Here is a 24,548-nt window from a genome sequence, read left to right as displayed (position 1 = left end):
TTACGGATCGTGGTGAATCGTGGACGAAATCGAAGAAGCCGAAGGGATACCCCCAAGATGCGCAGGTCAACGGTCGGTTAGGCTTACACGGTCATGAAGTCGGTCTTCCCGGGTCCGGTCGGTGCGGTGCCCCAGACGGTCTACCTCGACCACGCGGCCACAACACCTATGTTCCCCGCCGCCGTCGAGGCGATGACGGCTGTCCTGGGGGCGGCGGGCAATGCGTCCTCGTTGCACGGGTCCGGGCGCGTGGCGCGGCGGCAGCTGGAGGAGGCGCGCGAATCGATCGCCGCCGATCTGGGGGCGCGGCCCTCGGAGGTGATCTTCACCTCGGGCGGCACCGAGAGCGACAATCTCGCCGTCAAGGGGATCTACTGGGCGCGTCGTGACGCCGACCCGAAGCGCACCAGAATTCTGGTCAGCACGGTCGAGCATCATGCGGTGCTGGACGCGGTCGAGTGGCTCGAACAGCACGAGGACGCTCAGGTGAGTCTGCTCGAGGTCGACGGCGAGGGCCTGGTGTCGCCCCGCACGTTGCGCGAGATTCTGACCAAGCATGCCGGTGAGGTCGCGCTGATCTCGATCATGTGGGCCAACAACGAGGTCGGCACGATCGAGCCGATTGCCGAATTGGCGGCCGTGGCACAGGAATTCGGTGTGCCGCTGCATACCGACGCGGTGCAGGCCGCCGCTCAGCTGCCTATCGATTTCGCCGGAAGCGGCGCTGCCGCGGCAAGTTTCGCCGCGCACAAGGTCGGCGGGCCGCACGGCGTCGGCGTGCTGCTGCTGGGTCGGCAGGTCGGCTGCGTGCCGCTGCTGCACGGTGGCGGCCACGAACGCGATCTGCGTTCGGGGACCTCGGATGTGCCCGGTGCGGTCGGAATGGCCGCCGCGCTGCGCGAGACCGTCCGCGGGTTGCCTTCGCGCACAGCCGAACTGACTCTGCTACGGGACGATCTGGTCGCCGGTGTGCGGGCCGCGGTGCCCGACGTGGTGGTCAACGGGCCCGCCGAGCTGCGGCTACCGGGTATCGCGCACTTCACCTTTCCCGGCTGTGAGGGTGATTCGCTGCTGATGCTGCTGGACGCGGCGGGGATCGAATGCTCCACCGGGTCGGCCTGCAATGCGGGTGTGGCCGCGCCCAGTCACGTCCTGTTGGCGATGGGCGCGCAGGCGCGCGCGGCGCGGGGTTCGCTGCGATTCTCGTTGGGGCACACCTCGACCCGCGTCGATATCGACAGAGTTCTGGAGGTGCTGCCGCCGGTGGTGGACCGTGCGCGGGCGGCGGGACTGGCGAGTGTGCAGGGAGGTTCGCGATGAGAGTGCTCGCGGCGATGAGCGGCGGCGTCGATTCGGCGGTCGCAGCGGCCCGCGCTGTCGAGGCCGGTCACGAGGTGGTCGGCGTGCATCTGGCGCTGTCCGCGACACCCGGGACGCTGCGTACCGGATCGCGGGGCTGCTGCTCCAAGGAGGATGCGGGTGATGCCCGCCGCGCCGCCGATGTGCTCGGAATCCCGTTCTACGTCTGGGATTTCGCCGATCGGTTCAAAGAGGACGTGATCGACGACTTCGTCGCCGCCTACGCGGCGGGGGAGACGCCGAATCCGTGCCTGCGCTGCAACGAGAAGATCAAGTTCTCCGCCCTGGCCGACCGCGCGGTGGCGCTGGGGTTCGACGCGGTGGCCACCGGCCACTACGCCCGTCTCGAGGACGGCGTGCTGCGTCGCGCGGTGGATGCGGACAAGGATCAGTCCTATGTGCTCGCGGTGCTGACCGCCGAGCAGCTCTCGCGCGCGATGTTCCCGGTCGGCGACACCCCGAAGCCGCAGATCCGCGCCGAGGCCGCGGAACGTGGTCTGGCCGTGGCGAACAAGCCCGATTCGCACGACATCTGCTTCATTCCGTCCGGTGACACCCGTGCCTTCCTGGGTGCGAAGATCGGCATCCGGCCGGGTGCGATCGTGGACTCCGACGGGCACCGGCTCGCCGAACACGACGGTGTGCACGGCTTCACCATCGGCCAGCGCAAGGGCCTGGGTCTGCCCGGCCCGGCCGCGGACGGCCGTCCCCGCTACGTCACCGATATCGATCCCGAATCCGGGACCGTGCGCGTGGGCGGCGCGGACGAGTTGAACGTGTGGACGGTGCGGGCCGAGCGCGCGATCTGGACTTCCGGTGCGGGTCCCGAGGGACCGATCGAGTGCATCGCGCAGGTCCGCGCGCACGGCGGCACCGCGCCCGCGGTGGCCGAGGCGGTCGGCGACGGCCTCGTGGCCCGGCTGCGGGAGCCGCTGACCGGCGTCGCCCGAGGTCAGGCCGTGGTGCTGTATCGCACCGACGCGCTCGGCGACGAGGTCATCGGTAGCGGTACCATCACCGGCGCCGACCGGGATCGAAGCGACCTGGATGCCGCCGGTCTGGTGTCGGACGTCGGTCGGTGAGGGATTCCCCGACTACCGTCAGGCGAATTCGAGCTGATCGGACCGGACCGACACCGTGCGTGGACATTCGCCGGTTGCGCCGGTTCGATGTCGACCGAGGGGATGTGCGGTGAGCGCTGAGCAGACCGAGCAGTTGTTGCGTGGCGGCATCGCCACGGCGGTCGGGTCGTGGCCCGGTACGGATCCGCGGGAGGCTGCCGCGACCGTAGCCGGTGAGTTGGGAGATCTGGCTCATCTGGTCGAATTGCCCGGCCGTGGAACGGGTTCGGACATGATCGGGCGCACGTCGGCGCTGCTGGTCGATATGCCTTTCGATGTGAGTACGCGCGGGTATCGGCTCACCCCGCGTCCCGGTGCGGTCTCTCGCCGCGCGCGTGATCTGCTGCGGACCGATCTCGATGCGCTCGAAGAAGCTTGGGAGGGTACCGGTTCGGCGGGGGCCGGGCGCACGGTCAAGGTGCAGGCGGCGGGACCGCTGACGTTGGCGGCGCAGCTGGAGTTGGCCGGCGGACATCGCGTGCTGACCGATTCCGGTGCGGTGCACGACCTTTCCGAGTCGCTCGCCGAGGGCCTGGCCCGGCACGCGGCGGAGGTGGCCGCGCGGCTCGGCGCGAAAGTCGTTGTGCAGCTGGATGAACCGTCCAGCACCGCCGTGCTGGAGGGATCGCTACCCGGCACCAGCTTGCTGGATTCGGTGCGCGCCGTCCCCGCCCCCGAGGCGCTGTCGATCCTGGACTCGGTGATCACCGGCGTGCGGCACCCCGTCCTGGTGCACACCTGCGCGGACCGTCCCGCTCTGGAATTCCTGCGCGGAAGTGCCGCCGCCGCAATCGGTTTCGACCTCGCCACGATCCGCACCGCCGACCTGGACGATATCGGCGAACTGCTCGAGACCGGAAAACAACTGGCGCTGGGGCTGATCGCGGTCCAGCCCCCGTCCACCCCGGTCACCTGGCGCGAGATCGCCGAACCTGCGGTACGTCTGGTCGACCGCCTGGGCATGGGCCGCCGCACCCTCGCCGACCGGATCCTGATCACCCCCGCCTGCGGCCTCGCGAACGCCCCGCTGACCTGGGCCCGCCGCACCCTTTCCCTGGCCACCGAAACCGCCCGCGCCTTCACCGAGGACCCGGAGTCGCTGACCTTCGACTGAGCTGCTGCCTCGGCCGATCAGGAACCCAGCGGCGGCCGGGCTCCCGGATGCGCGATCTGCCAGTGCTGCGGCTTGCCGGGCGGGTAGCTGACCGGGATCTGGTCGCCGGGGCTGGGCCACTGGTCGACGTCCCAGGCGTACCGGCCGTAGACCGTCTCCCCGGACACCGACGGACCGGCCAGGGTGCCCGTGATCGTCACGTACTGCTCACCCTGCGCTGCCGGACGGGGACTCACACCCGTGACGTACAGCGTCCCGGACTCGGCGTTCGCCTGCGGCGTCCCACTGCGTCCGCGCAGGTACAACGTCACCATGGCCACCAGCGCGCCGGCGATCACCACAACGAACACGATCTGCAGCAGCATGGTCACCATGCTAGGCGTTGTTCGCGTCGGGCCACGTCCGGCGCGAGGCGGATCACCACCGCCTGCCGAGCCCCGATCCGGTCAGTGGGCGGTCAGTTCGCTGGTGCCGCTCGGCGTGCGGCGCAGCTGCCAGACGGTGGTGCGGCGGGACGAGCGGCCGTTGCCGCGGTCGACCAGGGTGCGGTTGCTGGTGGTGTAGATCAGTTGTGCGCCACGGGAATTGGTCTCCGGATTCTGGAACAGCTGGACGAGCCGGTCGGCGGTGTCGCCGGACAGGTGGGTGTCGATATCGTCCACGGCCAGGACGCGGCCGGTGTCCAGGGCGTCCAGGACGGTGGGGAACAGGCGCAGCAGAGCCAGTGTCGCGGTGGACTCGTCGGCGATGTCGAACGGCGTGTCGATGCCCTCGTGCACCAGGCCCAGTCCCGCGCCGCGGCGACTCACCATCCGGGTGTACAGGGTGTCGCGGGCCGCGCGCAGATTGCTCAACTCCCGTTCCAGGCCCGTCGGGCTGAGCCCGTGCGTGCTCTCGAATTGCGCCGCGTGTGCGGGCGAGGCCAGGCAGGCGTCGAGTTGGGTTGCCGCACCGGCGATCTCGGCATCCAGATCGCGCAGGTAGTCCGCGTACATCGGATCGGGCTCGGCGATGAGCAGATCCTCGATGCCCAGCTCGGCCGAGCGCAGCAGGGTCAGCAGCCGGGCTGCGGTCTCCGGTGAGCGGGACAGATGACCGGCCAGGCGCCGGGCGGTGGTCTCCGGATCCTCCCGGCCGCGCAGCACGTCCAGTTGCGCGGAGAACCAGCGGTAGGCCGGGACCAGCGCCTCGGCGTACATCTGCCCGGCGAGGCTGAGCAGCAGCGCATTCGGGCGCACCAGCGGTACCAGCGCGCCGATGCCGTAGCGCACCGGTTCGAACTGCGGGCCGATGCGGATCTGCTCGCCGTCTCGTTCGAAGACGATGCGTTTGCGATTGTGCGGGTGGCTGTGCAACCATTCGGCGCTGACGTCGGCGTTGTCCAGCCGGAAGCCGTAGGTGTAGGGGACGCCCTCGGCGATGAACGTCGCGGCGAATTCCGAAGGGCGCTCGGCGAATCCGAGATGCGGGGCGCGGACCGGGCCGGCATACGGATCCCAGCCGGTGACCGAGTTCAGCACCGCATCGCGCATCTGGCCCAACGCGTCCACCAGGCTCGACTTACCGGAGGCGGCCGGGCCGTGCACCGCGGTCACCGGCGCGGGCAGCGACGCTGCCCGGGTACCGACCAGCCGTAGTTCCTGCGGTTCGGCCAGCGATCTGTGATTCGTCACCTGAAAGTTGCGCAGCACGGGTGTGATCCTGCCGCCCGCCGTCCGAGGCGGTGACACCGGGCCGGTATTGACAGGCAACCAATCGGATGCCTATCGTCTGAATATGCAGCCGGATGGTTGCATGTGGAGGATGGTGATGTGGACGAGGTGTTCAAGGCCCTGGCGGATCCCAGCCGCCGCCGATTGCTGGACAGTCTGAACGCGGACAACGGCCAGACTCTGCGCGAGCTGTGTGCCGGGCTGGCGATGACCAGACAGGCCGTCAGCAAACATCTCGCGGTGCTCGAGGCGGCGAATCTGGTCAGCACCCGCCGCCGCGGCCGGGAGAAGTTGCACTATTTGAACGCCGAGCCCATCAACGCCATCGCCGATCGCTGGATCAACCGCTACGACCGCGGGCGAGTGCATCTGCTCGCCGACCTCAAATCCACATTGGAGAGCGTGACCATGACCGACTCGAACGAATTCGTCTACACCACCTACATCAAGACCACCGATCGTCAGCTGTGGCAGGCGCTGACCGATCCGGCCTTCACCAGCCGCTACTGGGGTGCGAGTTTCGACACCGACTGGCAGCCCGGCTCACCGATGGTCTGGTCCCAGCGCGGCTGGACCGGCAAGGACCCCGAGCAGGTCGTGCTCGAGGCGCAGCCCTACCGCCTGCTGTCCTACGCCTGGCACACCGTCGATCAGGCATTCGCTGACGAATTCGGTTTCAGCGCAGAGGATTTCGAGAAGCTGTCCCAGGAGCCGCGATCACGGGTGCGCTTCGAGATCGAGCCGCTGGGTGAGCAGGTGAAGCTGACCGTGGTGCACAATGGGTTCGGGCCGGGCAGTGCGATGCTCGCGGGCATCACCGAAGGCTGGCCCGCGATCCTGGCGAATCTCAAGACTCTGCTGGAAACCGGCGAGGTGCTGCCCGAACTGCCGCAGCCCGACCAGGCGTAGGGGCGCAGGTCCGCCGAAAGCGGTATGCCAAGGCGGCGAACGAATTTCATCGCGACAGGGGATGGTGCAGCGTGGATGACGAGACATTCCTGAACACGACCGCCGACACGCTGTTCGCGCTGCCGGGCGTCACCGCGGTGGCGCTGGGCGGCTCGCGGGCGCAGGGCACCGCCCGCCCCGACAGCGACTGGGATCTGGCGATCTACTATCGCGGCGCCTTCGCCCCGGCGGACCTGGCGGCGGTCGGATGGCCCGGACAAGTCTCCGAACTGGGCGAATGGGGCGGCGGCGTCTTCAACGGCGGCGCCTGGCTGACCATCGAGGACCGCCGCGTCGACGTGCACTACCGCGACCTGGACGTGGTGGATGCCCAACTGCGCGCGGCCGAGTCGGGCAGATTCCGGATCGAACCACTGGCCTTCCATCTCGCCGGCATCCCCACCTATCTGGTCGTCGCCGAGCTTGCGATCAATCGTGTGCTGTGCGGCTCACTTCCGCGTCCCGCCTACCCGGAAGCCTTGCGCCGCAACGCACCACGCACCTGGGCGGCGCAGGCCGAAATGACCCTCGACTACGCCGCCGCCAACCACGCCCCGCACGGCCGCCTCACCCCCTGTGCCGGTCAGATCGCAGTAGCCGCATCCTGTTTCGCCCACGCCATCCTCGCCGCCCGCGCCGAATGGATCACCAACGAGAAGTCGCTGCTCACCCGAGCCGGGCTCACGGCGATAGATGAGATCGTCGAATCACTCACCACCGACCCGCAGGCGCTACGCGACGCCATCGAAAGCGTGCGCGCTCTGTGCAGATCCGAACTCGAAAACATCTGCGGCAGTGAGGGATTCTGACACCGATGATTCGGGCCGGGCTGTGCGGATCGCCGTGTCGATCGGCAGTGGTGCAGGCGATTCTGATCAGGGGAGCATGCCGTAGGCGCGGGTGGGGGTGATCCGGACGATCGCTCGGCGGTCGGCGACCATGGCGCGGCGGTAGTCGTCCCAGTCCGGGTGTTCGCCGGACAGGGCGCGGTAGTAGTCGATCAGTTCGGCGACGGTGGCGTCGTCGGGGTCGGCGGCGACGGGCGTGAGTTCGACGTCGCCTTCGATCACCGCGTAGGCCCAGAAATCCTCGCGGGTGATGTGCAGCGCGGCCCACGGCTCGCGGAGCAGGTTGACGTATTTGGCCCGGTCGGCGGTGATCGAGATGCGGATGAGGCCGTCGTCGGCGAGCCAGTGCGTGACGTTCGACAGTTGGGGGCGTCCGTTGCGGCGGATCGTCGTCAGGACCGAGCGGGTGTGGGTGCGGGCGAAGTCCAGGGCGGTGGCGAGTTCCATAAGGTCTCCAACCTGCGCGGTGGGGGTGGTGTTCCCGCCGCGTTTTCACGGCGGGAACGGATCGTGCTCACTCCGCCGCGAATCAAGGCTTCCGGGCCACGGCTGCGTAACCGGGAACTTGGGCGTCCCTCGACTTCGGCGGTTCGACGGGTGCTCGCCAGCGGTGGATCGGCACCACTCCGGGCTCGAGTAGTTCGAGGCCGTCGAAGAATTGGGCGATCTCGCTTCGGTTTCGTGGCTGGCAATGCATTCCGCGGTCCCGGTACACCGTTGCGGTGGCGGCGACTCCCTCCGGATCGAAATCCGCCGTCAGATGCGTCATGACCAGGTGCGATCCGGGGGCGAGCGCGGCTGTGAGGGTGGTGATGATCTCGTACGCGTCGGGCACGAAATTCATCAACGCGATCACCGACAACCCGATCGGCTGGGTGAAATCCAGGGTGGCGCGTGCGGCGTCGAGGATCTCCTGCGGGCGGGTGGCGTCGGCCTGGATGTAGTTGGTGCGACCTTCGGGGGTTCCCTTCATCAGGGCGCGCGCGTGGGCGAGCACGAGCGGGTCGTTGTCCGCGTAGACGACCCGCGCGCTGGGGACCTGTTCCTGCGCGATCTGATGGAGGTTGGGTTCGGTCGGGATGCCGGTGCCGATGTCGAGGAATTGACGCACACCTGCCTCAGCGGCCAGATACCGCGTCGCGCGATGCATGAAACCGCGATTCGCCTGGGCGGCGATCCGGACGGCGGGCAGCGCCTCGAGCACCTTCTCGGCGGCCTCGGCATCGACCTGGTAGTGGTCTTTTCCACCCAGGTAGTAGTCGTACATCCGGGCGATGTGCGGCACACTCGGATCTACGTCGGACGTTGGCGACATAGTGTCAAGATACAAGACCTGCAACGGGTTTCGAATCGGAACAATGGCCGGAGGAAGTCGACCATCGGTCGGCCCGGGCCGGTGTCGGACATGCCGCACTCCGCGAGGTCGACGCAGGTCGCGCTCGGTGTCGGTGGGTTCGGCTAATGTTCGACCCGTGAACGAGCTGACCAGGGAATCGGTGACATCGGAGGTATCCGGTAGCGGGATCAGCGCGGCCACCGGAGATGAGCGGCTGCAGTGGCAGGAGCTGGCCGAGCAGGTGCGCGAACATCAGTTCCGCTATTACGTGCGCGATGCGCCGATCATCTCCGACGGCGAGTTCGACGCGCTGTTCCAGCGCCTGCTGGCCCTCGAGGAGACGCATCCGGACCTGCGCGCCCCCGATTCGCCGACGCAGCTGGTCGGCGGCGGTTTCGCCACCGAATTCACCGCGGTGGACCACCTCGAGCGGATGCTGTCGCTGGACAACGTGTTCGACGCCGAGGAGATGCGCACCTGGATCAGCCGGGTGGAGGCCGAGACCGGTCCGGACATCCACTACGTCTGCGAGGTGAAGATCGACGGCGTCGCACTCAACCTCGTCTACGAGAACGGCCGGCTGGTGCGCGGCGCGACCCGCGGCGACGGCCGCACCGGTGAGGACGTCACGCTCAATGCCCGCACCATCGAGGACATCCCCACCGAACTCACCCCCACCGCGGAGTTCCCGGTCCCCGAACTGCTCGAGGTGCGTGGTGAGGTGTACTTCCGGCTCGAGGACTTCGAGAATCTGAACGCCGCCATCGTCGCGGAAGGTAAAGCGCCGTACGCGAATCCGCGCAATACCGCGGCCGGTTCGCTGCGGCAGAAGGATCCGGCGGTCACCTCCCGGCGGCGGCTGCGGATGATCTGTCACGGCTTCGGCCGGATGGCAGGTTTCAGCCCGGCCTCGCAGTACGAGGCATATCAGGCGCTGGTCGCGTGGGGCTTGCCGGTGTCCGCGCACACCGTGCGGGTGCAGGGGGCCGATGCGGTGCTCGAGCGCATCGCGTACTGGGGTGAGCATCGGCACGATATCGAGCACGAGATCGACGGCCAGGTCATCAAGATCGATGAGATCGCGTTGCAGCGCAGGCTCGGGTCGACCTCGCGTGCCCCGCGCTGGGCGATCGCCTACAAATATCCGCCGGAGGAGGCCACCACGACGCTGCGTGATATTCAGGTCAACGTCGGTCGCACCGGCCGGGTCACGCCGTTCGCGGTGATGGAACCGGTCGCCATCGCGGGCTCGACCGTCGCGATGGCCACCCTGCACAATGCCGCCGAGGTCGTGCGCAAGGGCGTGCTGATCGGCGATACGGTGACCATCCGCAAGGCCGGTGACGTGATCCCCGAGGTGCTCGGGCCGGTGGTCGATACGCGCGACGGGTCCGAGCGCGCGTTCGTGATGCCGACGCACTGCCCCGAATGCGGCACCGAACTGGCCCCCGAGAAGGAGGGCGACGCCGACATCCGCTGTCCGAATCAGCAGCACTGTCCGGCGCAGCTGCGCGAGCGGGTGTTCCACATGGCCGGGCGGGGTGCGTTCGACATCGAATCGCTGGGCTACGAGGCCGCGGTCGATCTGCTCGAGTCCGGTGTCATCACCGACGAGGGCGACCTGTTCGACCTGTCCGAGGAAAAGCTGCTCAGCACAACGCTTTTCGTCAACAAGGACGGCAGCCTCTCGGCCAACGGCCGCCGCCTGCTGCAGAATCTGGATTCGGCCAAGGACCGGCCGCTGTGGCGGGTGCTGGTGGCCCTGTCCATCCGGCACGTCGGGCCGACCGCGGCGCGCGCCCTGGCCGCCGAGCTCGGCAGTATGGAACGGATCGAACAGGCAGCGGGCGAGGAGTTGGCCGCGGTCGACGGCGTCGGCCCGACCATCGCGGCGGCCCTGATCGAATGGTTCACCGTCGACTGGCATCGCGCCATCGTCGAGAAGTGGCGCGCCGCGGGGGTGCGCATGCAGGACGAGCGCGACACCTCCATCGAACGCAACCTCGAGGGCCTGTCCATCGTGGTCACCGGTTCGCTGCAAGGCTTTTCGCGCGACGAGGCCAAGGAGGCGATTCTGGTGCGCGGCGGTAAGGCGGCCGGATCGGTCTCGAAGAAGACCGCCTTCGTCGTCATCGGCGACGCACCCGGTTCCAAGGCGGCCAAGGCCGAGGAGCTCGGGGTGCCGATCCTGGACGAGGACGGATTCCGTACGTTGCTGGAGAGCGGCCCCGAGGCGGTGACACCGCCGCAGCCGGATGCGGACGAGAGCGAGGACGAGTAATGAACCCGGGACGGCCCGCGGGAACCACGCCCGAACGCAGCCGAGCCGATCTCGCACCCGAACAGGTCGAGATCCGTTCGGCACGCGAGGAGGAGTTCGCCGATATCGGCGCGCTGACCGTCGGCGTCTACATCGGCGAGGGGCATGTGCACGCCGAGAGTACTTATGTTGCAGAGCTTTTCGACACCGCAACGCGGGTGCGCTCGGCGCTGGTGCTGGTCGCCTCCCGGGCCGGGCAGGTGCTCGGCTCGGTGACGATCGCGCGTCCGGGGACGCCGTTCGCCGACATCGCCCGGCCGGGCGAGCTGGAATTCCGGATGCTCGCGGTAGATCCGCAGGCCCGCGGCGGCGGCATCGGAGCCGCGCTCGTGCGCGCGGTCATCGATACCGCGCGAGCGGAGGGTTTCGACGCGGTGGTGCTCACGACCATGCCGGGCATGGCCGACGCCCGTCGGATGTACGACCGAATCGGCTTCGCTCATGTGCCCGAACGGGATTGGGCGACCGATTCGGGCCTGCAGCTGACCGTCATGCGTCTGGCGTTGTAGCCCTTCGCATTTCGTCGATCGCGTCGAGAGCCGGACCGGGCGTTCAGCCCAGGGCGGTGGCGACGATGCCGGAAAGGTAACCCAGCCGGGCGATTTCGGAGGGACGGAAGTCGGGCCCGCCGGGGCGACCGAGCATCAGCACCTTGCCGGTGTTGCCGAGCGGTGCGGCGGCCAGCTTGGTGTCCATGTCCTTCCAGATCTGCGGCACCCAGTCGGCCTCGCCGTCCAGGGCGACCGGCTTCTCCAGGGGCATCCAGGGAGCCGTTGCCGCCTGGGTCTCGGGTGCGCTCTGGCTGCCGACCAGCCGGTACGCGCCCTGCGGACCCATGTCCAGGACCGTGCACCAGCCGACGCGCAGCACCCGCGGCACGCCGTCGACGAGCACCTGTAGTCGATCGTCGCGCGCCCCGGCGACCTGGTCGATCAGCTCGAGTTCGCGATGGGTGTCCAGCACCCCCGAATACGGGCGCAGGGAATCGACGCGGACGTCCTCGATCGATTCGGCCGCAGTGATCAACGTGTCGGGCAGGGCGCCCGGGGTGACCTCGACGACGATGTCGTCGATGGCGTAACCGGCCCCGCGGTCGACTACGTCGAGTGAGAGAATGTCCGCGCCTACCGAGCCCAAGGCGAGGGCAAGAGATCCGAGACTTCCTGGGCGATCCGGAAGTTGCACGCGGAGCAGAAATGACACGTGCGTTCCTTCCTTCCTGTGCGACCGAAACTTTCGGACGGGTACCCGAGCCTGGTCATCTTTACACCCGCAATGCCGGGCAATCGACTCGAAGTATCCGCGGTGACCTACATCACTCGCATTGTGATCCTCATCGGCCGTTCGTGCCACCGAAGCCGTGTGGACGTTGAGCGGTCAACCGAATGTCCGCCCGAAGGTCGGTTTGACGGGCTCCGGCCCGGTCGTAGCTGAGCGGAGGCCGAAGATCCAGCCTCCTGTGCGTGGGGTGTGGAGGCCGACTCGCTAGGCTATCTGTGCCAACCGGCGCGATCGTCTCGATGCCGGACCTGTTCCACGTTCGAACCTGCCGAAAGGGGTCCCGCGGTGCCCGCCATCTCCCGCGACGAGGTTGCACACCTCGCCCGGTTGTCCCGGCTCGCTCTGACCGACGAAGAGCTCGACCTGTATGCGGGCCAGCTGGATTCGATCCTGAGCCACGTCCAGGTGATCTCCGAGGTCGCCGCCGATGTTCCCGCCACCGCGGCGCCGAATCCGACCACGAATGTGACTCGTGCGGATGTGCCGGTGGATTGCCTGACGCCCGACGAGGCGCTCTCGGGCGCTCCGGCGGTCGACGAGCAGCGGTTCATGGTTCCGCAGATTCTGGGGGAGGGCGAATGAGCGAGGCCGATCTGACCCGGTTGTCCGCGGCCGAGCTGGCGGAGAAGATCCACGCCCGCGAGGTGTCTTCGGTGCAGGTCACCGAGGCGCATCTGCAGCGCATCGCCGAGGTGGACGGGGAGTTGAACGCCTTCCTGCACGTCGCGGGTGAGCAGGCGCTGCTGACCGCGGCCGAGGTGGACCGCGCGATCGCCGCCGGCGAGGTGGCCTCGGCGCTGGCCGGTGTGCCGCTGGCGCTGAAGGATGTGTTCACCACCACTGACATGCCCACCACCTGCGGGTCGAAGATCCTCGAGGGTTGGGTGTCGCCGTACGACGCGACGGTGACGAGCAAGCTGCGCGCCGCGGGCATCCCGATCATCGGTAAGACCAATATGGACGAATTCGCGATGGGTTCGTCGACGGAGAACTCCGCCTACGGCCCGACCCGCAACCCGTGGGACACCGAGCGGATTCCGGGCGGTTCGGGTGGCGGTTCGGCTGCCGCGCTGGCCTCGTATCAGGCTCCGCTGGCCATCGGCACCGACACCGGCGGATCGATTCGCCAGCCCGCCGCGGTCACCGCCACCGTGGGCACCAAGCCGACCTACGGCACGGTGTCGCGATACGGCCTGGTCGCGTGCGCGTCCTCGCTGGATCAGGGTGGTCCGTGCGGGCGTACGGTGCTGGATACCGCGCTGCTGCACGAGGTCATCGCCGGATACGACCCGAAGGATTCGACCTCCCGCAACGCGCCGGTTCCCGGCGTGGTGGCCGCGGCTCGCGAAGGCGCGCGGGGGGATCTGAGCGGTCTGAAGGTCGGCGTGGTCAAGGAGCTGCATTCGGACAGCTATCAGCCCGGCGTGCTGGCCTCCTTCGACGCCGCCGTCGCCGCGCTGAAGGATCTGGGTGCGGATGTGCTGGAGGTGTCGTGCCCGAACTTCGAGCACGCGCTGGCCGCCTACTACCTGATCCTGCCCAGTGAGGTCTCCTCGAACCTGGCGCGTTTCGACGCGATGCGGTACGGATTGCGCGTCAGCGACGACGGTCAGCACAGCGCCGAGCAGGTCATGGCCGCCACCCGTGAGGCCGGATTCGGCCCGGAGGTCAAGCGCCGCATCATGATCGGCACCTACGCGCTGTCCGCCGGATACTACGACGCGTACTACGGCAAGGCGCTGCAGGTGCGCACCCTGATCGCGCAGGATTTCGACCGCGCCTACGAGCAGGTCGACGTCCTGGTCTCGCCGACCAGCCCGTTCACCCCCTGGAAGCTGGGGGAGAAGGTCAACGATCCGCTCGCGATGTACCTGTCCGACCTGTGCACGCTGCCGACCAACCTGGCCGGGCACTGCGCCATGTCGGTCCCGTCGAGGCTCAGCGCGGACGACAATCTGCCGGTCGGCCTGCAGATCATGGCTCCCGCCATGGCCGATGACCGCCTGTACCGCGTCGGCGCGGCCTACGAGGCGGCGCGCGGACCGATTGCCTGATCCCGCAAGGGGTTTGGTCGTTCGCGGGTAGCCGACATCTGAACAGTCGCACCGAAGGCCGGAGTCGTACTCCGGCCTTCGGGCTCTGCGGGTGGCTCGCGCACCGGTCGCCGCGTTGATCGGTCAGTTGCAGGCGCCCAGGGCGGTGCCCTGATCGGCGCCGTAGCGGTGGCCGTGACCGGGGGCGGGAGTGAGGGCGGTGAGCAGGTCCACGCTGGTTTGGATGAATCCGACGATCGGGATCCAGGGCGGGTGCGGGGCGTCGGGGCGGGTGTCGGTGAGATTCGGTGCGTGCCAGAGCAATTCGGGCGACCACTGGACGACCGGGTCGGAGGAGTTGGCCAGGATCCGTGCACCGGCGTGGTGGACGCGGTCGGCGGGCGGGCCTGCCCAGAGTGCGGCGCAGACGCGGTGGCGTTGATCGGCGTCGTCCGTGAAGACCGAACTTCCGGCGGTCGCGCCCAGGCTCTGACCGTAGATGTACAGGCGCGGTGGATGTTTCAGGTCGGACAGTCGCCGTTCGAGCGCGGTGAACAGGGCTCGCTGCGACTGTTCGGCGGCGTCGCGGCCGAACACGTAGCCGATCCAGCTCGGAGCATCCGAGTATTGCAGGGCGACCAGGGCGACGTCGCCGCCGAATCGCCGGGCCAGGCCCGCCACCGCGTGCTCGTCGACCCAGCCCGATCCGGTCGGGGCCATGACGACGAGATTGGAGCGATCCAGTCCACCCGACCGTTCGAGTTCGCGGATTGCCAGGGCAACACGGGAATTCAGATCGGGTGCCGAATCCAGACCCGCATAGACCCGTACCGAGCGTCCGGCATCGGCCGACATGAATTTGCGTCCCTGTGTCCCCAGTGAGGACCAGTCGACCACTGATTCGCCGCTCCCGGAAAGGCTTTCGGACACCTGCCGCGCACTCGCGGAATCCGTCGGCGCATCGGCTCGCGCGTCTGCGGGTCGCCGACCATCGGCCATCGCGGGCATCAGCGCGATCTGTATCGCCAACGCGGCGACAATCGTCAGCGTGACGTTCCGCGCCCGCATCGCCCACCGAACGACCCACCGCAGCGCCCGAGCGCTCCCGATCAGCGCGACCGCCACCACCAGCGCCCCGACAGCGCATTCGAGCCAGTAGCCGACACCCACGTCCGGAAACCCCATGGCCGCCCGCAGCCGGTTCTGCCACCACTCGGCCCGCATCACCGCAAGCGCCACCACCAGCGCGCAGCCCGCCGCAACCGCAATGCGAACCCACCGCTGCTCCATACCGGACCGCCTGTGCCGCAGAACCATTCGCACTCCAGCGGCCACACCGACGAATAACGCCACCAGCACCCCGGTGAGCAGCCCCTGCGCGATCGGAGTCCGCGGCAGCAGCCCGGGAGCCAGCGACATCACCGCCCCCGACGCCACCGCAACCACGGTGCCCGTACACGGCATCGGAAAACGCCGCGGCCTGGAAACCCCTGCGGATTCGCCATCGATCCGACCGTGAGCAGTTGACGAACTCATCGAAACTCCCTGTATCCGAGCCGAACTCCTCGCGGGACCCGGGCAGTCGAGAAGCACTGGATCGCCGTGCCCGGTGCAATTGCTGAATCGGTGATCGGTTGTGTCGCCCGGCGACGGCCGCACGGGCTGGTCGTTCGAGGTCGGCGGCCATGAACCGCCGTATGGCGCGCTTGCTGCTGTGTATGTCGGTGATCAGGTGTGTCGCGCGGGGATCGCTGTGCGGGTCGGCTGTGTGCAGTCGAGTAGCAGTTGGATGGCCGGCAGCATCGATTCGCAGCTGCCGGTGTGGCGACGACGCCTATCCCAGCGGCCGACGCCCCGGGCGACAACGAGGGTGCCCCGGGCGACCGTGGCGAGCCTCCCGGGATCATCGCGTTGTCTCGGCACGGTCGGACGAGGTCGGGTTTCGCCGCCGCCTGCCGCGCACTGATTCGGTGATGAGCAGTGCGAGAGCGCTGAGCACCAGCGCGGCGGGTGCGGCGATGGCGAGGAACTGGTAGCCGAAGTGTTCGCCCGCGAGCCGGATGCCGAACAGGTACTCGGGGCGGGGTGTCGCGTAGTTCTGGCGACGGGAGTTCAGGTCCACGGCGGTTCCGGCGACGGTGGCCATTGTCCGGCACCCGGTCCGGTGCAGGCCGTGCCGGTCGTCGCAGGCGGCCTGCATGCGCTGCTCGAGGACGGCATCGATCGCCTGCCGCGCCCACGTCCCCAGCGGTTGTCCGTGATCGTCGGCATAACGCAGCAGGTCGTACCCGAGATCGTGTGCCTGGCACGCGGTACGGAATTCCGCGGGCAACCGCACCGGCGAGGAACAGTCGCCACCCGGATCCACCAGCAGCCCATCGGCGACCACCGGCCGATATCCCCGCTCGGCGGCGAAGTCCGCCGGCAGCACCACATTTCCCGGATGCGGCCCGGTCAACCCCGCCACAGCCACCCGAGCCGCGGAATTCTCCCCACCCGCAGCCCCCGCCGTCGCACCGGCAACCGGCTGCGCGACAACGAATGCCGCAACCACACCGGCGGCCCCGACCCCCGCTGATACCCGCCCGCGCCACGATCTCCCAGCGCGGTTCCGAGAGTAGGTCACAACTCCGGCAACGGACACGTGGTCACTCGAACGATGTGATGGCTGTGCGCCACCGTCGTCTTTCGGCTGGGCCGTCGATTCCGAGCCCGGTGCTCGGTCTGTGGACCTGCGTACGGTTCCGGGAGTTTCGGAGGGGGCGTGGTCGTTCGGACGATGTGATGGCTTTGCGTCCTCGCACTGGTCATCTTTCGGCTGGGCCGTCGATTTCGAGCCTGGTGCTCGGTCTGCGGGCCCGCGTACCCTTCCAGGGCTCGCGGTAGTGGCGTGGTCGGTCGGGCGATGTGAGACTTCTGGTGCCTTGGCTGTGGACGCCGTCGCCGATTCCGAGCTGGGTTGCGCTCGCCCTGATCTGTTCGCGAGCAGCGAGGTGCACTCGTGCGGCGGCGTGGGCACATCGCGGGCGCTGTCCTCGTGTGCGTGCGGCGACTCCGATTCGGATGTCCGGTGCGTGGGCGGCCTCGCGGGTGAATCGGTCGTGGTCGTGTCAGATGAGTCCGATGATTCTGGGATGCAAGGGGATTCGCGCCGAACGGGCGTTGATTCGCGGTCTTCGGCAGGTTCCGGGATCACCGCTTCCGCGGGTGCGCTGCGGGTAAGGGGGCCGACATTCTGCGGGGGTGCGGCATGGGGCTCGCTCATGGGTTGAACGTATGAATTCGGACGTGAATCGGGCCTCACGCTGGGGGTCTGTTCGTGAGCGGACGTGGTGGGGGAGGCGGGGGTGCGTCTCGTACTGGAGTAGGGGTGCGAATTCACCCGCCGGTATGACGGAATCGGGTGGACGGGGTTTCTAGGGTCATGGGTATGGCTCGGACGATGCGGTGGCTGGCGCGAACGGCGCGGGACCCGAAACAGATGCGGTTGTGGTTCGACGTATCCATCGGGGTGGTTGCCGCGATCTTGTTCTCGGTGGCCTGGCCGACGTTGCATCTGACGCATCAGGTACCTGCGGCGGCGCAACCGTTCATCGCGGGGCTGGCGGCGCTGCCGCTGGTGCTGATCCGGGTGAATCCCGCTCTGGGATGGGCGATCTCGGCGGGTTCGGCACTGCTGATCGCGCTGGCGATTCCGCATCAGCCGGGGAACGACCTGCCGTTCCAGGTGGTGCACATCCTGGTGTTCTTCCCGCTGCTGTTCGCGGTCGCGGTGCGCGCGCACGTCCAGATCGTGCTGGTCGCCTGGGTGTCCTCGGCTCTGCTGTTCGCCACGACGATGGCGGGGGCGGACGCGTCGGTCGCCTCCTCGGCCTTCGGCTGGCCGATCGCGATGACGGGGCTGGTGCTGTTCGGTCTGCTGGTGCGCTGGCTGGTGCTCTCGCGCCGGGCGCTGGTCGAGCAGGAGGAGGTCAGCGAGCTGGAACGGGCCCGCCGCACCGTCCTCGAGGAGAAGGCGCGCATCGCCCGCGATCTGCACGACGTCGTCGCGCATCACATGTCGATGGTGGTGGTGCAGGCGCAGACCGCGCCGTACCGGATCGCGGACGTATCACCCGCCGCGCGTGCGGAATTCGAGTCGATCGGCTCCTCGGCGCGGGACGCGCTCAACGAGGTCCGCAGCATGCTGGGTGTGCTGCGCAGTGACGGCCAGTTGCCCGACCACGCCCCGCAACCTGCGGCCGCCGACGTTCTCCCGCTCTTGGAGGGTGCGCGCCGGGCCGGTGTCCCGCTCGACTGGACCGTCGAGGGCCCGTTGCACACCGTGCCGGACACCGTCGGTCTGGCCCTTTACCGGATCGTGCAGGAATCGCTGTCCAACGCCTCGCGTCACGCCCCGCATGCGGCGGTGCAGGCGAGCCTGACGGTCGACGAACACTTCGTGAACTTGCTGGTCGTCAATGCCCCTGGCGAATCCCCGGCCGACGGAACCCCCGGAACAGGGATCGCCGGGATGCGCGCCCGTGCGGAATACATCGGCGGAACCCTCACCGCCGAGCCGCGCCCCGACGGTGGATTCGAGGTCAGCGCCCGGCTTCCCGCGACACCCTCCGCCATCACCACACCGAGCGCTCTGCTGTAACCCGGCCGCGTGGGCGGGCTGGATGCTGCCGACGCTGGGGACCCGGCTACCGCTGCCTCGTGCGGGAATGCGCTCGGGGAGCAGCCCGGCCGGAAACCGCTTCGAGCTGGGCCGGGACAGCTCGCATCCGATACCCGGGGGAGTGTGGCAGCGCCGGTTCTTCACAAGTTCGGGGGTGCGATCGAGCGACCCGGGAACTGGTGCGGCGGATCGAGGGTGCACATGGGAGACTCGTCACGATGCTCACCTACTTCCAAGCCATCGTGATCGGTGCGCTGCAAGGCGTCACCGAGTTGTTCCCCATCTCCAGTCTCGGTCATTCGGTGCTGGTCCCGGCGTGGATCGGCGGCAGCTGGCAGGAGTTGGTCACGCAGGGGGATTCCAAGTCGGGCACGCCGTACCTGGCGTTCGTGGTCGCCCTGCACGTCGCGACGGCAATCGCGCTACTGGGGTACTACTGGCGGGACTGGCGCGACATCATCATCGGATTCGTGCAGACCCTGCGCACCCGCCGCATCGAGACCTCCACGCAGCGGCTGGCCTGGCTGATCGTCATCGCGACGATTCCGGTCGGCATCCTGGGCCTGGCCCTGGAACATCCGCTGCGGACACTGTTCGCCACCCCGATCTACGCGAGCATCTTCCTGATGCTCAACGGCGTCGTGCTGATCGTCGGCGAGGGTCTGCGCCGCCGCAACGCGCCGTCGCTGTCGGATTACGGACGCCAATTCGCCGAGGAGGAGGCGCACGCGTCGGGCCACGGCGGCGATGTGCTGACCGAGGAACATCTCGCCTCGGACGAACGTCTCGCGGCCCTGAGCGTGAAGGATGCGCTCGGCATCGGCCTGGCCCAGTCCGGTGCGCTGCTGGCCGGATTCAGCCGCTCGGGTCTGACCATGGTCGGCGGTCTGCTGCGCGGACTCGACCACGAGGACACCGCCAAGTTCGCCTTCCTGCTGGCCACGCCGGTGATTCTGGCCGCGGGTGTGCTGAAGCTGCCCGAACTGGCCGGTCCGCAGGGACGCGACATCATCGGCCAGTCCGTGGTCGGCGCGATCGTCGCCGGTCTGGCCGCGTGGTTCGCGGTGCGTTTCCTGGAGCGGTTCTTCAAGACCCGCACGATGCTGCCGTTCGCGGTGTACTGCTTGGTCGCGGGCCTGCTGTCGATCATCCGATTCGTCTGAGGCGAAGTCCGTGCCCATCACCGTGTTGATCGCCGACGACCAGGCGATGGTTCGGCAGGGATTCGGCGCGCTGCTGACCGCGCAGTCCGATATCAGCGTCATCGGTGACGCGGCGAACGGGCAGGTCGCGGTCTCCGAGGCCAAACGCCTGCGCCCCGACGTGGTGCTGATGGATGTGCGCATGCCGGAGATGAACGGTCTCGACGCCGCCCGCGCGATCCTCGCCGCCGGATTCGATCCGCCGGTGCGGGTGCTGATGCTGACCACCTTCGATATCGACGACTACGTCTACGAGGCATTGAGCCTGGGGGCCAGCGGTTTTCTGCTCAAGGACGCCCCCGCCGAGGAATTGGTGCGCGCGGTGCGGGTCGTCGCGGACGGCCAAGCGCTGCTCGCCCCGACGGTGACCAGGCGGCTCATCGCCGACGTCACTCGCCGTCGCGCCCGTCGCACTCCGTCCCCGGCGTTGAACGCCCTCACCCCGCGCGAGCGCGAGGTACTCGAACTCATCGCCCGCGGAATGTCGAACAACGAGATCGCCGAAGCCCTGTTCGTCGCGGAACAGACCGTGAAAACGCATGTATCGAAGGTATTTTCGAAACTGGACCTGCGCGACCGTGCCCAGGCGGTGGTACTGGCCTACGAATCGGGTCTGGTGACGCCGGGCTGAATTCCCGAGCAGGAAGTGCAGAGTCCAGGTCGAGTAGGATGCGCGTGGCATCGACTCGGATAACGCACGCCCCGCGCACGCGGGAATGAGCCCGTCGCCGGAAGGGAGTCGTAGGTGTTGCGCAGCGGTGACGTGTTCGCCGGTTTCTCCGTCGAGCGACTGCTCGGCCAGGGTGGCATGGGTTCGGTGTATCTGGCGCGGCATCCGCGATTGCAGCGGCAGACGGCGCTGAAACTGCTGAACCGAGAACTGTTCGCCGACGCGGAGATTCGCGCGCGTTTCGAGCGTGAGGCCGATCTCGTCGCCCAGCTCGATCACCCGAACATCGTGGCCGTCTACGACCGTGGCGTCGTGGACGAACAGCTGTGGATCAGCATGCAGTACATCGATGGCGTCGACGCGGCCACGGTGAATCCGCATACGCTGCCACCCGAGCGCGCGGTGCAGATCATCGAAGGCGTCGCCGCCGCACTGGATTACGCGCACAGCAATGGTGTGCTGCACCGGGATGTCAAGCCCGCCAACATCATGCTCGGCCGCGACACCAACGGTAAGGGTGAGCGGGTCTATCTCACCGATTTCGGGATCGCCCGGCTGCGCGAGGATTCCACCCACCTGACCCAGGCCGGGATGTTCACCGCGACCCTCGCCTACGCCTCGCCCGAACAGATGACCGGCTCACCGCTGGACAACCATTCGGATCAGTACGCGCTGGGTTGTGCGCTGTACTGGCTGCTCAGCGGTACCGGGCCGTTCGATTCGGAGGATCCGAACGAGCTGATCCACGGTCATCTGCGGTTGCCGCTGCCGCCGGTGAGCGCGCGTCGGCCCGGGGTGAATCCGGCGATGGATCTGGTGCTGGCGCGGGCGATGGCCAAGCGCGCGGTCGATCGGTTCGCCAGTTGTGCGGAATTCGCCGCGGCGGCAAAGCAGGCGCTGACCGCACCGGTTCCCGCGGTGCCGCCCGTCGCCGTGCCGCCTGCTGCCGTGCGCCCAGGGGTGCCGTTGGCTCCTGCCGGAGTGCCACCTGTCGGAGTCCCGCCCGTAGGAGTTCCGCCCGCTGGGATCCCGGCTGCCGCGCAGGCGATGAATGGTCATCAGGTGGCGGCACCGGCGTCGCCCCCGGGGCCGCCGACCGGCGGATTTCCCCCCATTCCCGCTGTACCGCAACCGGTTTCGCGGCATACGTCCAATCTGCTGCTGTGGGGCGTGCTCGGTGCGGTCGCGCTGCTGATCGTGGTCGGTCTGGGATTGCTCGCACTCCCCGGCGGTTCACACCAGGGGGCGGCCGGGCCGAAGGCCACCGCCCCGCCGACCGGGTCGGGGGGTGGGACACCGACGGCGACACGGCTGTCCGATCCGGTCAGCGAAATCCAGCAGTCCTTCCCGACGCTACTGCCGCAAGGGGATTCGAACGCCGGGGACGCCTACCAGGGCCGAGTGTTCTGTCAGCGCAGTCAAGCCGGTCAACCCGGCAAGGTACTGCAGAGCGACCCGATGACCGGCGTGATCCGGCGCAGCGATCCGCTCGCCGCGGCGAACTGGATCGGCGCCTGGGAGTGCACGTCGCGCCAGACCTCGCTCAGCTACGCGATCGCGGTCTTCGACAGCCCCGCCGCCGTCCAGGCCGCCCTGGCCGCGGCTCCGATGACCCGCACCACCGGCGGCGCCAAGGGCGACGCGACCTTCACCGTCCGCAACTGGATCGTGCCCGAGGATATGCGGACCGAGACGGCCGAAATGCTCGTCTCCTTCGAAAACGATCCGGCGCGGGCGAATACGCTGCTCTACGCCTACGACACCGGTTCGGTGGAGATGATGGCGGACACCCCCGCACACGAGGTGCTCGCCAAATGGTGGGACCAGACGCCGCTGTAGAACGCGAGCTACTGCTTCCGCGCGACGCCTGCGTAGGCGGACACTTCCGCGTCCACCTTCTTCGGGTGCTCGACACCATCGGGACGCCAGCGGTGCGGCACCTGCACGCCGGGATCGACCAGCTCCAGCTGCCGGAAGAACCGCAGGAACTCGTCCCGGGTTCGGACCTGGCACGATAGGCCGCTGCCGCGGTAAATGTCGACCACGGTGGATATCGCGGCCGGATCGAAATCCGGGGTCACGTGCGTCATCACCAGATACGAGCCGGGCGCGAGCCCGTCCATCAGCGTGTCGACGATGCCGTAGGCATCCTGCTCGTCGGGGACGAAATGAAACAGTGCGTTGAGGCTGAGCGCGACCGGCTGGGTCAGGTCCAGCGTCTCGTGCAATCCCGGTGCGTCGAGGATCGTTTCGGGCTTGGTGACGTCGGCGGAGACGTAGTTGGTGCGTCCCTCCGGTGTGCTGACCATCAACGCTCTGGCGTGCACGAGCACGAGCGGATCGTTGTCGGCGTAGACAATTCGCGCGTCGGGCGCGACCTGCTGGGCGACCTGATGCAGATTCGGCTCGGTCGGGATACCGGTGCCGATGTCGAGGAATTGACGAATGCCCTCGTTCGCGAGAAAACGTGTCACGCGGTGGATGAAGGCCCTGTTCTCCCGCGCGGCCGCCCGCACTCCGGGCCAGATGCCCACGACTTTTTCGGCTGCTTCCCGGTCTGCGCGGTAGTGATCCTTGCCGCCGAGGTAGTAGTCGTACATCCGGGCGGTGTGAGGCTGATCCTTCTGCAGGTCGACAGGAGAGCCGGGTTCCACAGTGCAGAGTCCTTTCGAAGACGAGTCGACATCAAGGTAGCAAGTGGGCGGTGAGCGAGCATGTCGGTTCGACCTCGGGGCAACCGCGCGATCGGGTGACCGGCATTCGCCCGGGTCGGGGGTGTGGAAGTGTGACTCTCATGATCGGCGCACAGGGTGTGAGGATGCGGTGGCGGCCCGAGGCCGGGCGGCTGGTGACGTTGATGGCGGTGGCTTTCGGGTTGACCGTCGTGATCACCCGGCTGTACCTGATGGCCTCCGGATATCCGAAGATCGGCGGGAGCACGTACCACATCGCCCACGCTCTGTTCGGCGGTCTGCTGCTGGTGATTTCGTGCCTGCTCTTGCTGATGTCCTCGGGCCGGACGGCGATGACTTGGGCCGCGCTGTTGTCCGGGGTGGGGTTGGGGCTGTTCATCGATGAGGTGGGCAAATTCATCACCACGGACAACAACTACTTCTTTCCGCTGGCTGCTCCGATCATCTACCTGGCCTTTCTGCTGACCGTCGCGGTGGCGCGGATGTCGGCGCGGCGGCGGAACGTGCATCCGGAGCTGGCACTGGGCGCGATCACCGAGGAGGTCGGCCAGTCCGTCGGCACCCGGATGAACGCCCAGCGACGCGCGGAGCTGCTCGCCGAACTTCGCGCCATCGATCCGGAGAGGTGCGGTCCCGAACATCGCGAACTCGTTGTCGCACTGAACGATTACCTGAGCGCACTGCCGTGTGACACCGAGCCGGAACTCGAGCGGCGGCTGACCCGGATCGGCCTCGCGATCGAGAAGCGGTTCCTGCCGCTGCCGATGTTGCGTGTCGTACTGATCGCGGTGCTGATCGCACACGGCGTGTGGTCGCTGCTGCGGCTGGCGCTGGCCGGTGTGGTGATCGCCGGTTGGCATTCGCACTGGCACGAAATCGACCGGATGCTCGACATGACCCAGGGCCACGGCTGGAAATCCCTGGCGGCCTTGGCGATTGCGGCAGTGGCCGAGCTCGCGGTCGGTATCGGGTGCGCGGTCGGTGCGGTGGCGTGGTTGCGCGGAAACGAGGAACTCGGTGTGCGCCTTGCCATCTGGTCCGATGTCGTGTCGTTGACCGTGGTGAATGTGCTGGCCAGTTATTTCAGTCAGTTCCTGACGGTCTTCACCGCGATCGCCGAGGCGGTGTTGTTGTGGGCTCTGGTGCGTTACCGCGATCGGCGCGCGAGGCAGCTGCGGGACGAGGCGGACGAGCGGCCTGCCGACGCGGCGAACGGGGTGGCGGACGCCGCGTCGTGAGGCGGGTTTG

General features: G+C 68.1%; 22 protein-coding genes. 14 read left to right on the top strand and 8 right to left on the bottom strand.

Annotation, left to right across the window (positions count from 1 at the left end):
• Positions 1 to 93 precede the first annotated feature (93 nt).
• The 3 genes from ON40_RS24470 (at position 94) to ON40_RS24460 (ending at position 3,594) form a co-directional block, all read left to right on the top strand.
• Positions 94 to 1,320, top strand: coding sequence for a cysteine desulfurase family protein (locus ON40_RS24470; protein WP_051193490.1), 1,227 nt, complete (start codon positions 94 to 96; stop codon positions 1,318 to 1,320).
• Positions 1,317 to 2,441, top strand: coding sequence for a tRNA 2-thiouridine(34) synthase MnmA (mnmA, locus tag ON40_RS24465; RefSeq protein WP_040826435.1), 1,125 nt, complete (start codon positions 1,317 to 1,319; stop codon positions 2,439 to 2,441). The genes ON40_RS24470 and mnmA overlap by 4 nt, the downstream gene beginning before the upstream one ends.
• 109 nt (positions 2,442 to 2,550) lie before the next feature.
• Positions 2,551 to 3,594: a methionine synthase gene (locus tag ON40_RS24460; protein WP_051193489.1), complete on the top strand. Its 1,044-nt coding sequence runs from the start codon at positions 2,551 to 2,553 to the stop codon at positions 3,592 to 3,594.
• A gap of 17 nt (positions 3,595 to 3,611) precedes the next feature.
• On the opposite strand, the gene ON40_RS24455 is transcribed toward ON40_RS24460, so the two are convergent.
• Both ON40_RS24455 and ON40_RS24450 read right to left on the bottom strand, forming a co-directional pair.
• Positions 3,612 to 3,959 carry a hypothetical protein gene (locus ON40_RS24455; RefSeq protein WP_051193526.1) on the bottom strand — a complete coding sequence of 116 codons (348 nt, stop codon included), beginning with the start codon at positions 3,957 to 3,959 and terminating at the stop codon, positions 3,612 to 3,614.
• 81 nt (positions 3,960 to 4,040) lie between these two features.
• On the bottom strand, positions 4,041 to 5,285 hold the full coding sequence (locus tag ON40_RS24450) for an AAA family ATPase (protein WP_040826434.1): 1,245 nt from the start codon (positions 5,283 to 5,285) through the stop codon (positions 4,041 to 4,043).
• Positions 5,286 to 5,405: 120 nt separating this feature from the next.
• On the opposite strand from ON40_RS24450, the gene ON40_RS24445 reads away from it, so the two are divergent.
• Both ON40_RS24445 and ON40_RS24440 read left to right on the top strand, forming a co-directional pair.
• Positions 5,406 to 6,215, top strand: coding sequence for an ArsR/SmtB family transcription factor (locus tag ON40_RS24445; RefSeq protein ID WP_040826719.1), 810 nt, complete (start codon positions 5,406 to 5,408; stop codon positions 6,213 to 6,215).
• Between the two features lie 71 nt (positions 6,216 to 6,286).
• The gene (locus tag ON40_RS24440) at positions 6,287 to 7,063 is read left to right on the top strand and encodes a nucleotidyltransferase domain-containing protein (protein WP_051193488.1); all 777 of its coding nucleotides are present in this window, start codon (positions 6,287 to 6,289) and stop codon (positions 7,061 to 7,063) included.
• Between the two features lie 66 nt (positions 7,064 to 7,129).
• Here ON40_RS24440 and ON40_RS24435 read toward each other — a convergent pair whose 3' ends face one another.
• Both ON40_RS24435 and ON40_RS24430 read right to left on the bottom strand, forming a co-directional pair.
• A complete protein-coding gene (locus ON40_RS24435) occupies positions 7,130 to 7,549 on the bottom strand; it encodes a PPOX class F420-dependent oxidoreductase (protein ID WP_051193487.1) in 420 nt (139 codons plus the stop codon).
• Between the two features lie 82 nt (positions 7,550 to 7,631).
• On the bottom strand, positions 7,632 to 8,417 hold the full coding sequence (locus ON40_RS24430) for an SAM-dependent methyltransferase (protein ID WP_040826432.1): 786 nt from the start codon (positions 8,415 to 8,417) through the stop codon (positions 7,632 to 7,634).
• A 181-nt stretch (positions 8,418 to 8,598) separates the two neighbouring features.
• Between ON40_RS24430 and ligA the strand changes: the two genes are divergently transcribed.
• On the top strand, positions 8,599 to 10,719 hold the full coding sequence (gene ligA, locus ON40_RS24425; protein WP_051193525.1) for an NAD-dependent DNA ligase LigA: 2,121 nt from the start codon (positions 8,599 to 8,601) through the stop codon (positions 10,717 to 10,719).
• Entirely contained in the window at positions 10,719 to 11,267 is a 549-nt protein-coding gene (locus ON40_RS24420; protein WP_083895879.1) for a GNAT family N-acetyltransferase, read from the top strand. Before ligA ends, ON40_RS24420 begins: the two co-directional genes overlap by 1 nt.
• 43 nt (positions 11,268 to 11,310) lie before the next feature.
• On the opposite strand, the gene ON40_RS24415 is transcribed toward ON40_RS24420, so the two are convergent.
• Positions 11,311 to 11,961 (bottom strand): ACT domain-containing protein, encoded by a 651-nt coding sequence (locus ON40_RS24415; RefSeq protein WP_040826430.1) that lies wholly within the window; start codon positions 11,959 to 11,961, stop codon positions 11,311 to 11,313.
• A gap of 363 nt (positions 11,962 to 12,324) precedes the next feature.
• Here ON40_RS24415 and gatC point away from each other — a divergent pair, with 363 nt between their 5' ends.
• Positions 12,325 to 12,621 (top strand): Asp-tRNA(Asn)/Glu-tRNA(Gln) amidotransferase subunit GatC, encoded by a 297-nt coding sequence (gene gatC, locus ON40_RS24410; RefSeq protein WP_040826429.1) that lies wholly within the window; start codon positions 12,325 to 12,327, stop codon positions 12,619 to 12,621.
• Positions 12,618 to 14,093, top strand: a complete 1,476-nt coding sequence (gene gatA / locus ON40_RS24405) for an Asp-tRNA(Asn)/Glu-tRNA(Gln) amidotransferase subunit GatA (RefSeq protein ID WP_040826427.1) — start codon at positions 12,618 to 12,620, stop codon at positions 14,091 to 14,093. Before gatC ends, gatA begins: the two co-directional genes overlap by 4 nt.
• A 123-nt stretch (positions 14,094 to 14,216) precedes the next feature.
• Here the strand turns inward: gatA and ON40_RS24400 are convergent, their stop codons facing one another.
• Together ON40_RS24400 and ON40_RS24395 are read right to left on the bottom strand one after the other, a co-directional pair.
• A complete protein-coding gene (locus ON40_RS24400) occupies positions 14,217 to 15,536 on the bottom strand; it encodes an alpha/beta-hydrolase family protein (protein ID WP_040826425.1) in 1,320 nt (439 codons plus the stop codon).
• Positions 15,537 to 15,975: 439 nt separating this feature from the next.
• Positions 15,976 to 16,626, bottom strand: coding sequence for a hypothetical protein (locus ON40_RS24395; protein ID WP_083895878.1), 651 nt, complete (start codon positions 16,624 to 16,626; stop codon positions 15,976 to 15,978).
• A gap of 876 nt (positions 16,627 to 17,502) precedes the next feature.
• Between ON40_RS24395 and ON40_RS24390 the strand changes: the two genes are divergently transcribed.
• From ON40_RS24390 to ON40_RS51250, 4 genes are all read left to right on the top strand, one after another.
• Positions 17,503 to 18,714, top strand: a complete 1,212-nt coding sequence (locus tag ON40_RS24390; protein ID WP_245567966.1) for a sensor histidine kinase — start codon at positions 17,503 to 17,505, stop codon at positions 18,712 to 18,714.
• Between the two features lie 239 nt (positions 18,715 to 18,953).
• Positions 18,954 to 19,898 (top strand): undecaprenyl-diphosphate phosphatase, encoded by a 945-nt coding sequence (locus tag ON40_RS24385; protein WP_040826424.1) that lies wholly within the window; start codon positions 18,954 to 18,956, stop codon positions 19,896 to 19,898.
• Between the two features lie 10 nt (positions 19,899 to 19,908).
• A complete protein-coding gene (locus tag ON40_RS24380; protein ID WP_040826423.1) occupies positions 19,909 to 20,568 on the top strand; it encodes a response regulator in 660 nt (219 codons plus the stop codon).
• A gap of 114 nt (positions 20,569 to 20,682) precedes the next feature.
• Positions 20,683 to 22,446, top strand: a complete 1,764-nt coding sequence (locus tag ON40_RS51250; protein ID WP_051193485.1) for a serine/threonine-protein kinase — start codon at positions 20,683 to 20,685, stop codon at positions 22,444 to 22,446.
• 8 nt (positions 22,447 to 22,454) lie between these two features.
• Here the strand turns inward: ON40_RS51250 and ON40_RS24370 are convergent, their stop codons facing one another.
• Positions 22,455 to 23,261: an SAM-dependent methyltransferase gene (locus tag ON40_RS24370; protein WP_051193484.1), complete on the bottom strand. Its 807-nt coding sequence runs from the start codon at positions 23,259 to 23,261 to the stop codon at positions 22,455 to 22,457.
• A gap of 131 nt (positions 23,262 to 23,392) precedes the next feature.
• Between ON40_RS24370 and ON40_RS48305 the strand changes: the two genes are divergently transcribed.
• Positions 23,393 to 24,538 (top strand): hypothetical protein, encoded by a 1,146-nt coding sequence (locus tag ON40_RS48305; RefSeq protein ID WP_157186400.1) that lies wholly within the window; start codon positions 23,393 to 23,395, stop codon positions 24,536 to 24,538.
• Positions 24,539 to 24,548: the final 10 nt, after the last annotated feature.

The organism is Nocardia jiangxiensis NBRC 101359, from assembly GCF_000308615.1.
GTDB lineage: Bacteria > Actinomycetota > Actinomycetes > Mycobacteriales > Mycobacteriaceae > Nocardia > Nocardia jiangxiensis.
This window is presented reverse-complemented; position numbering and strand designations above follow the sequence as displayed.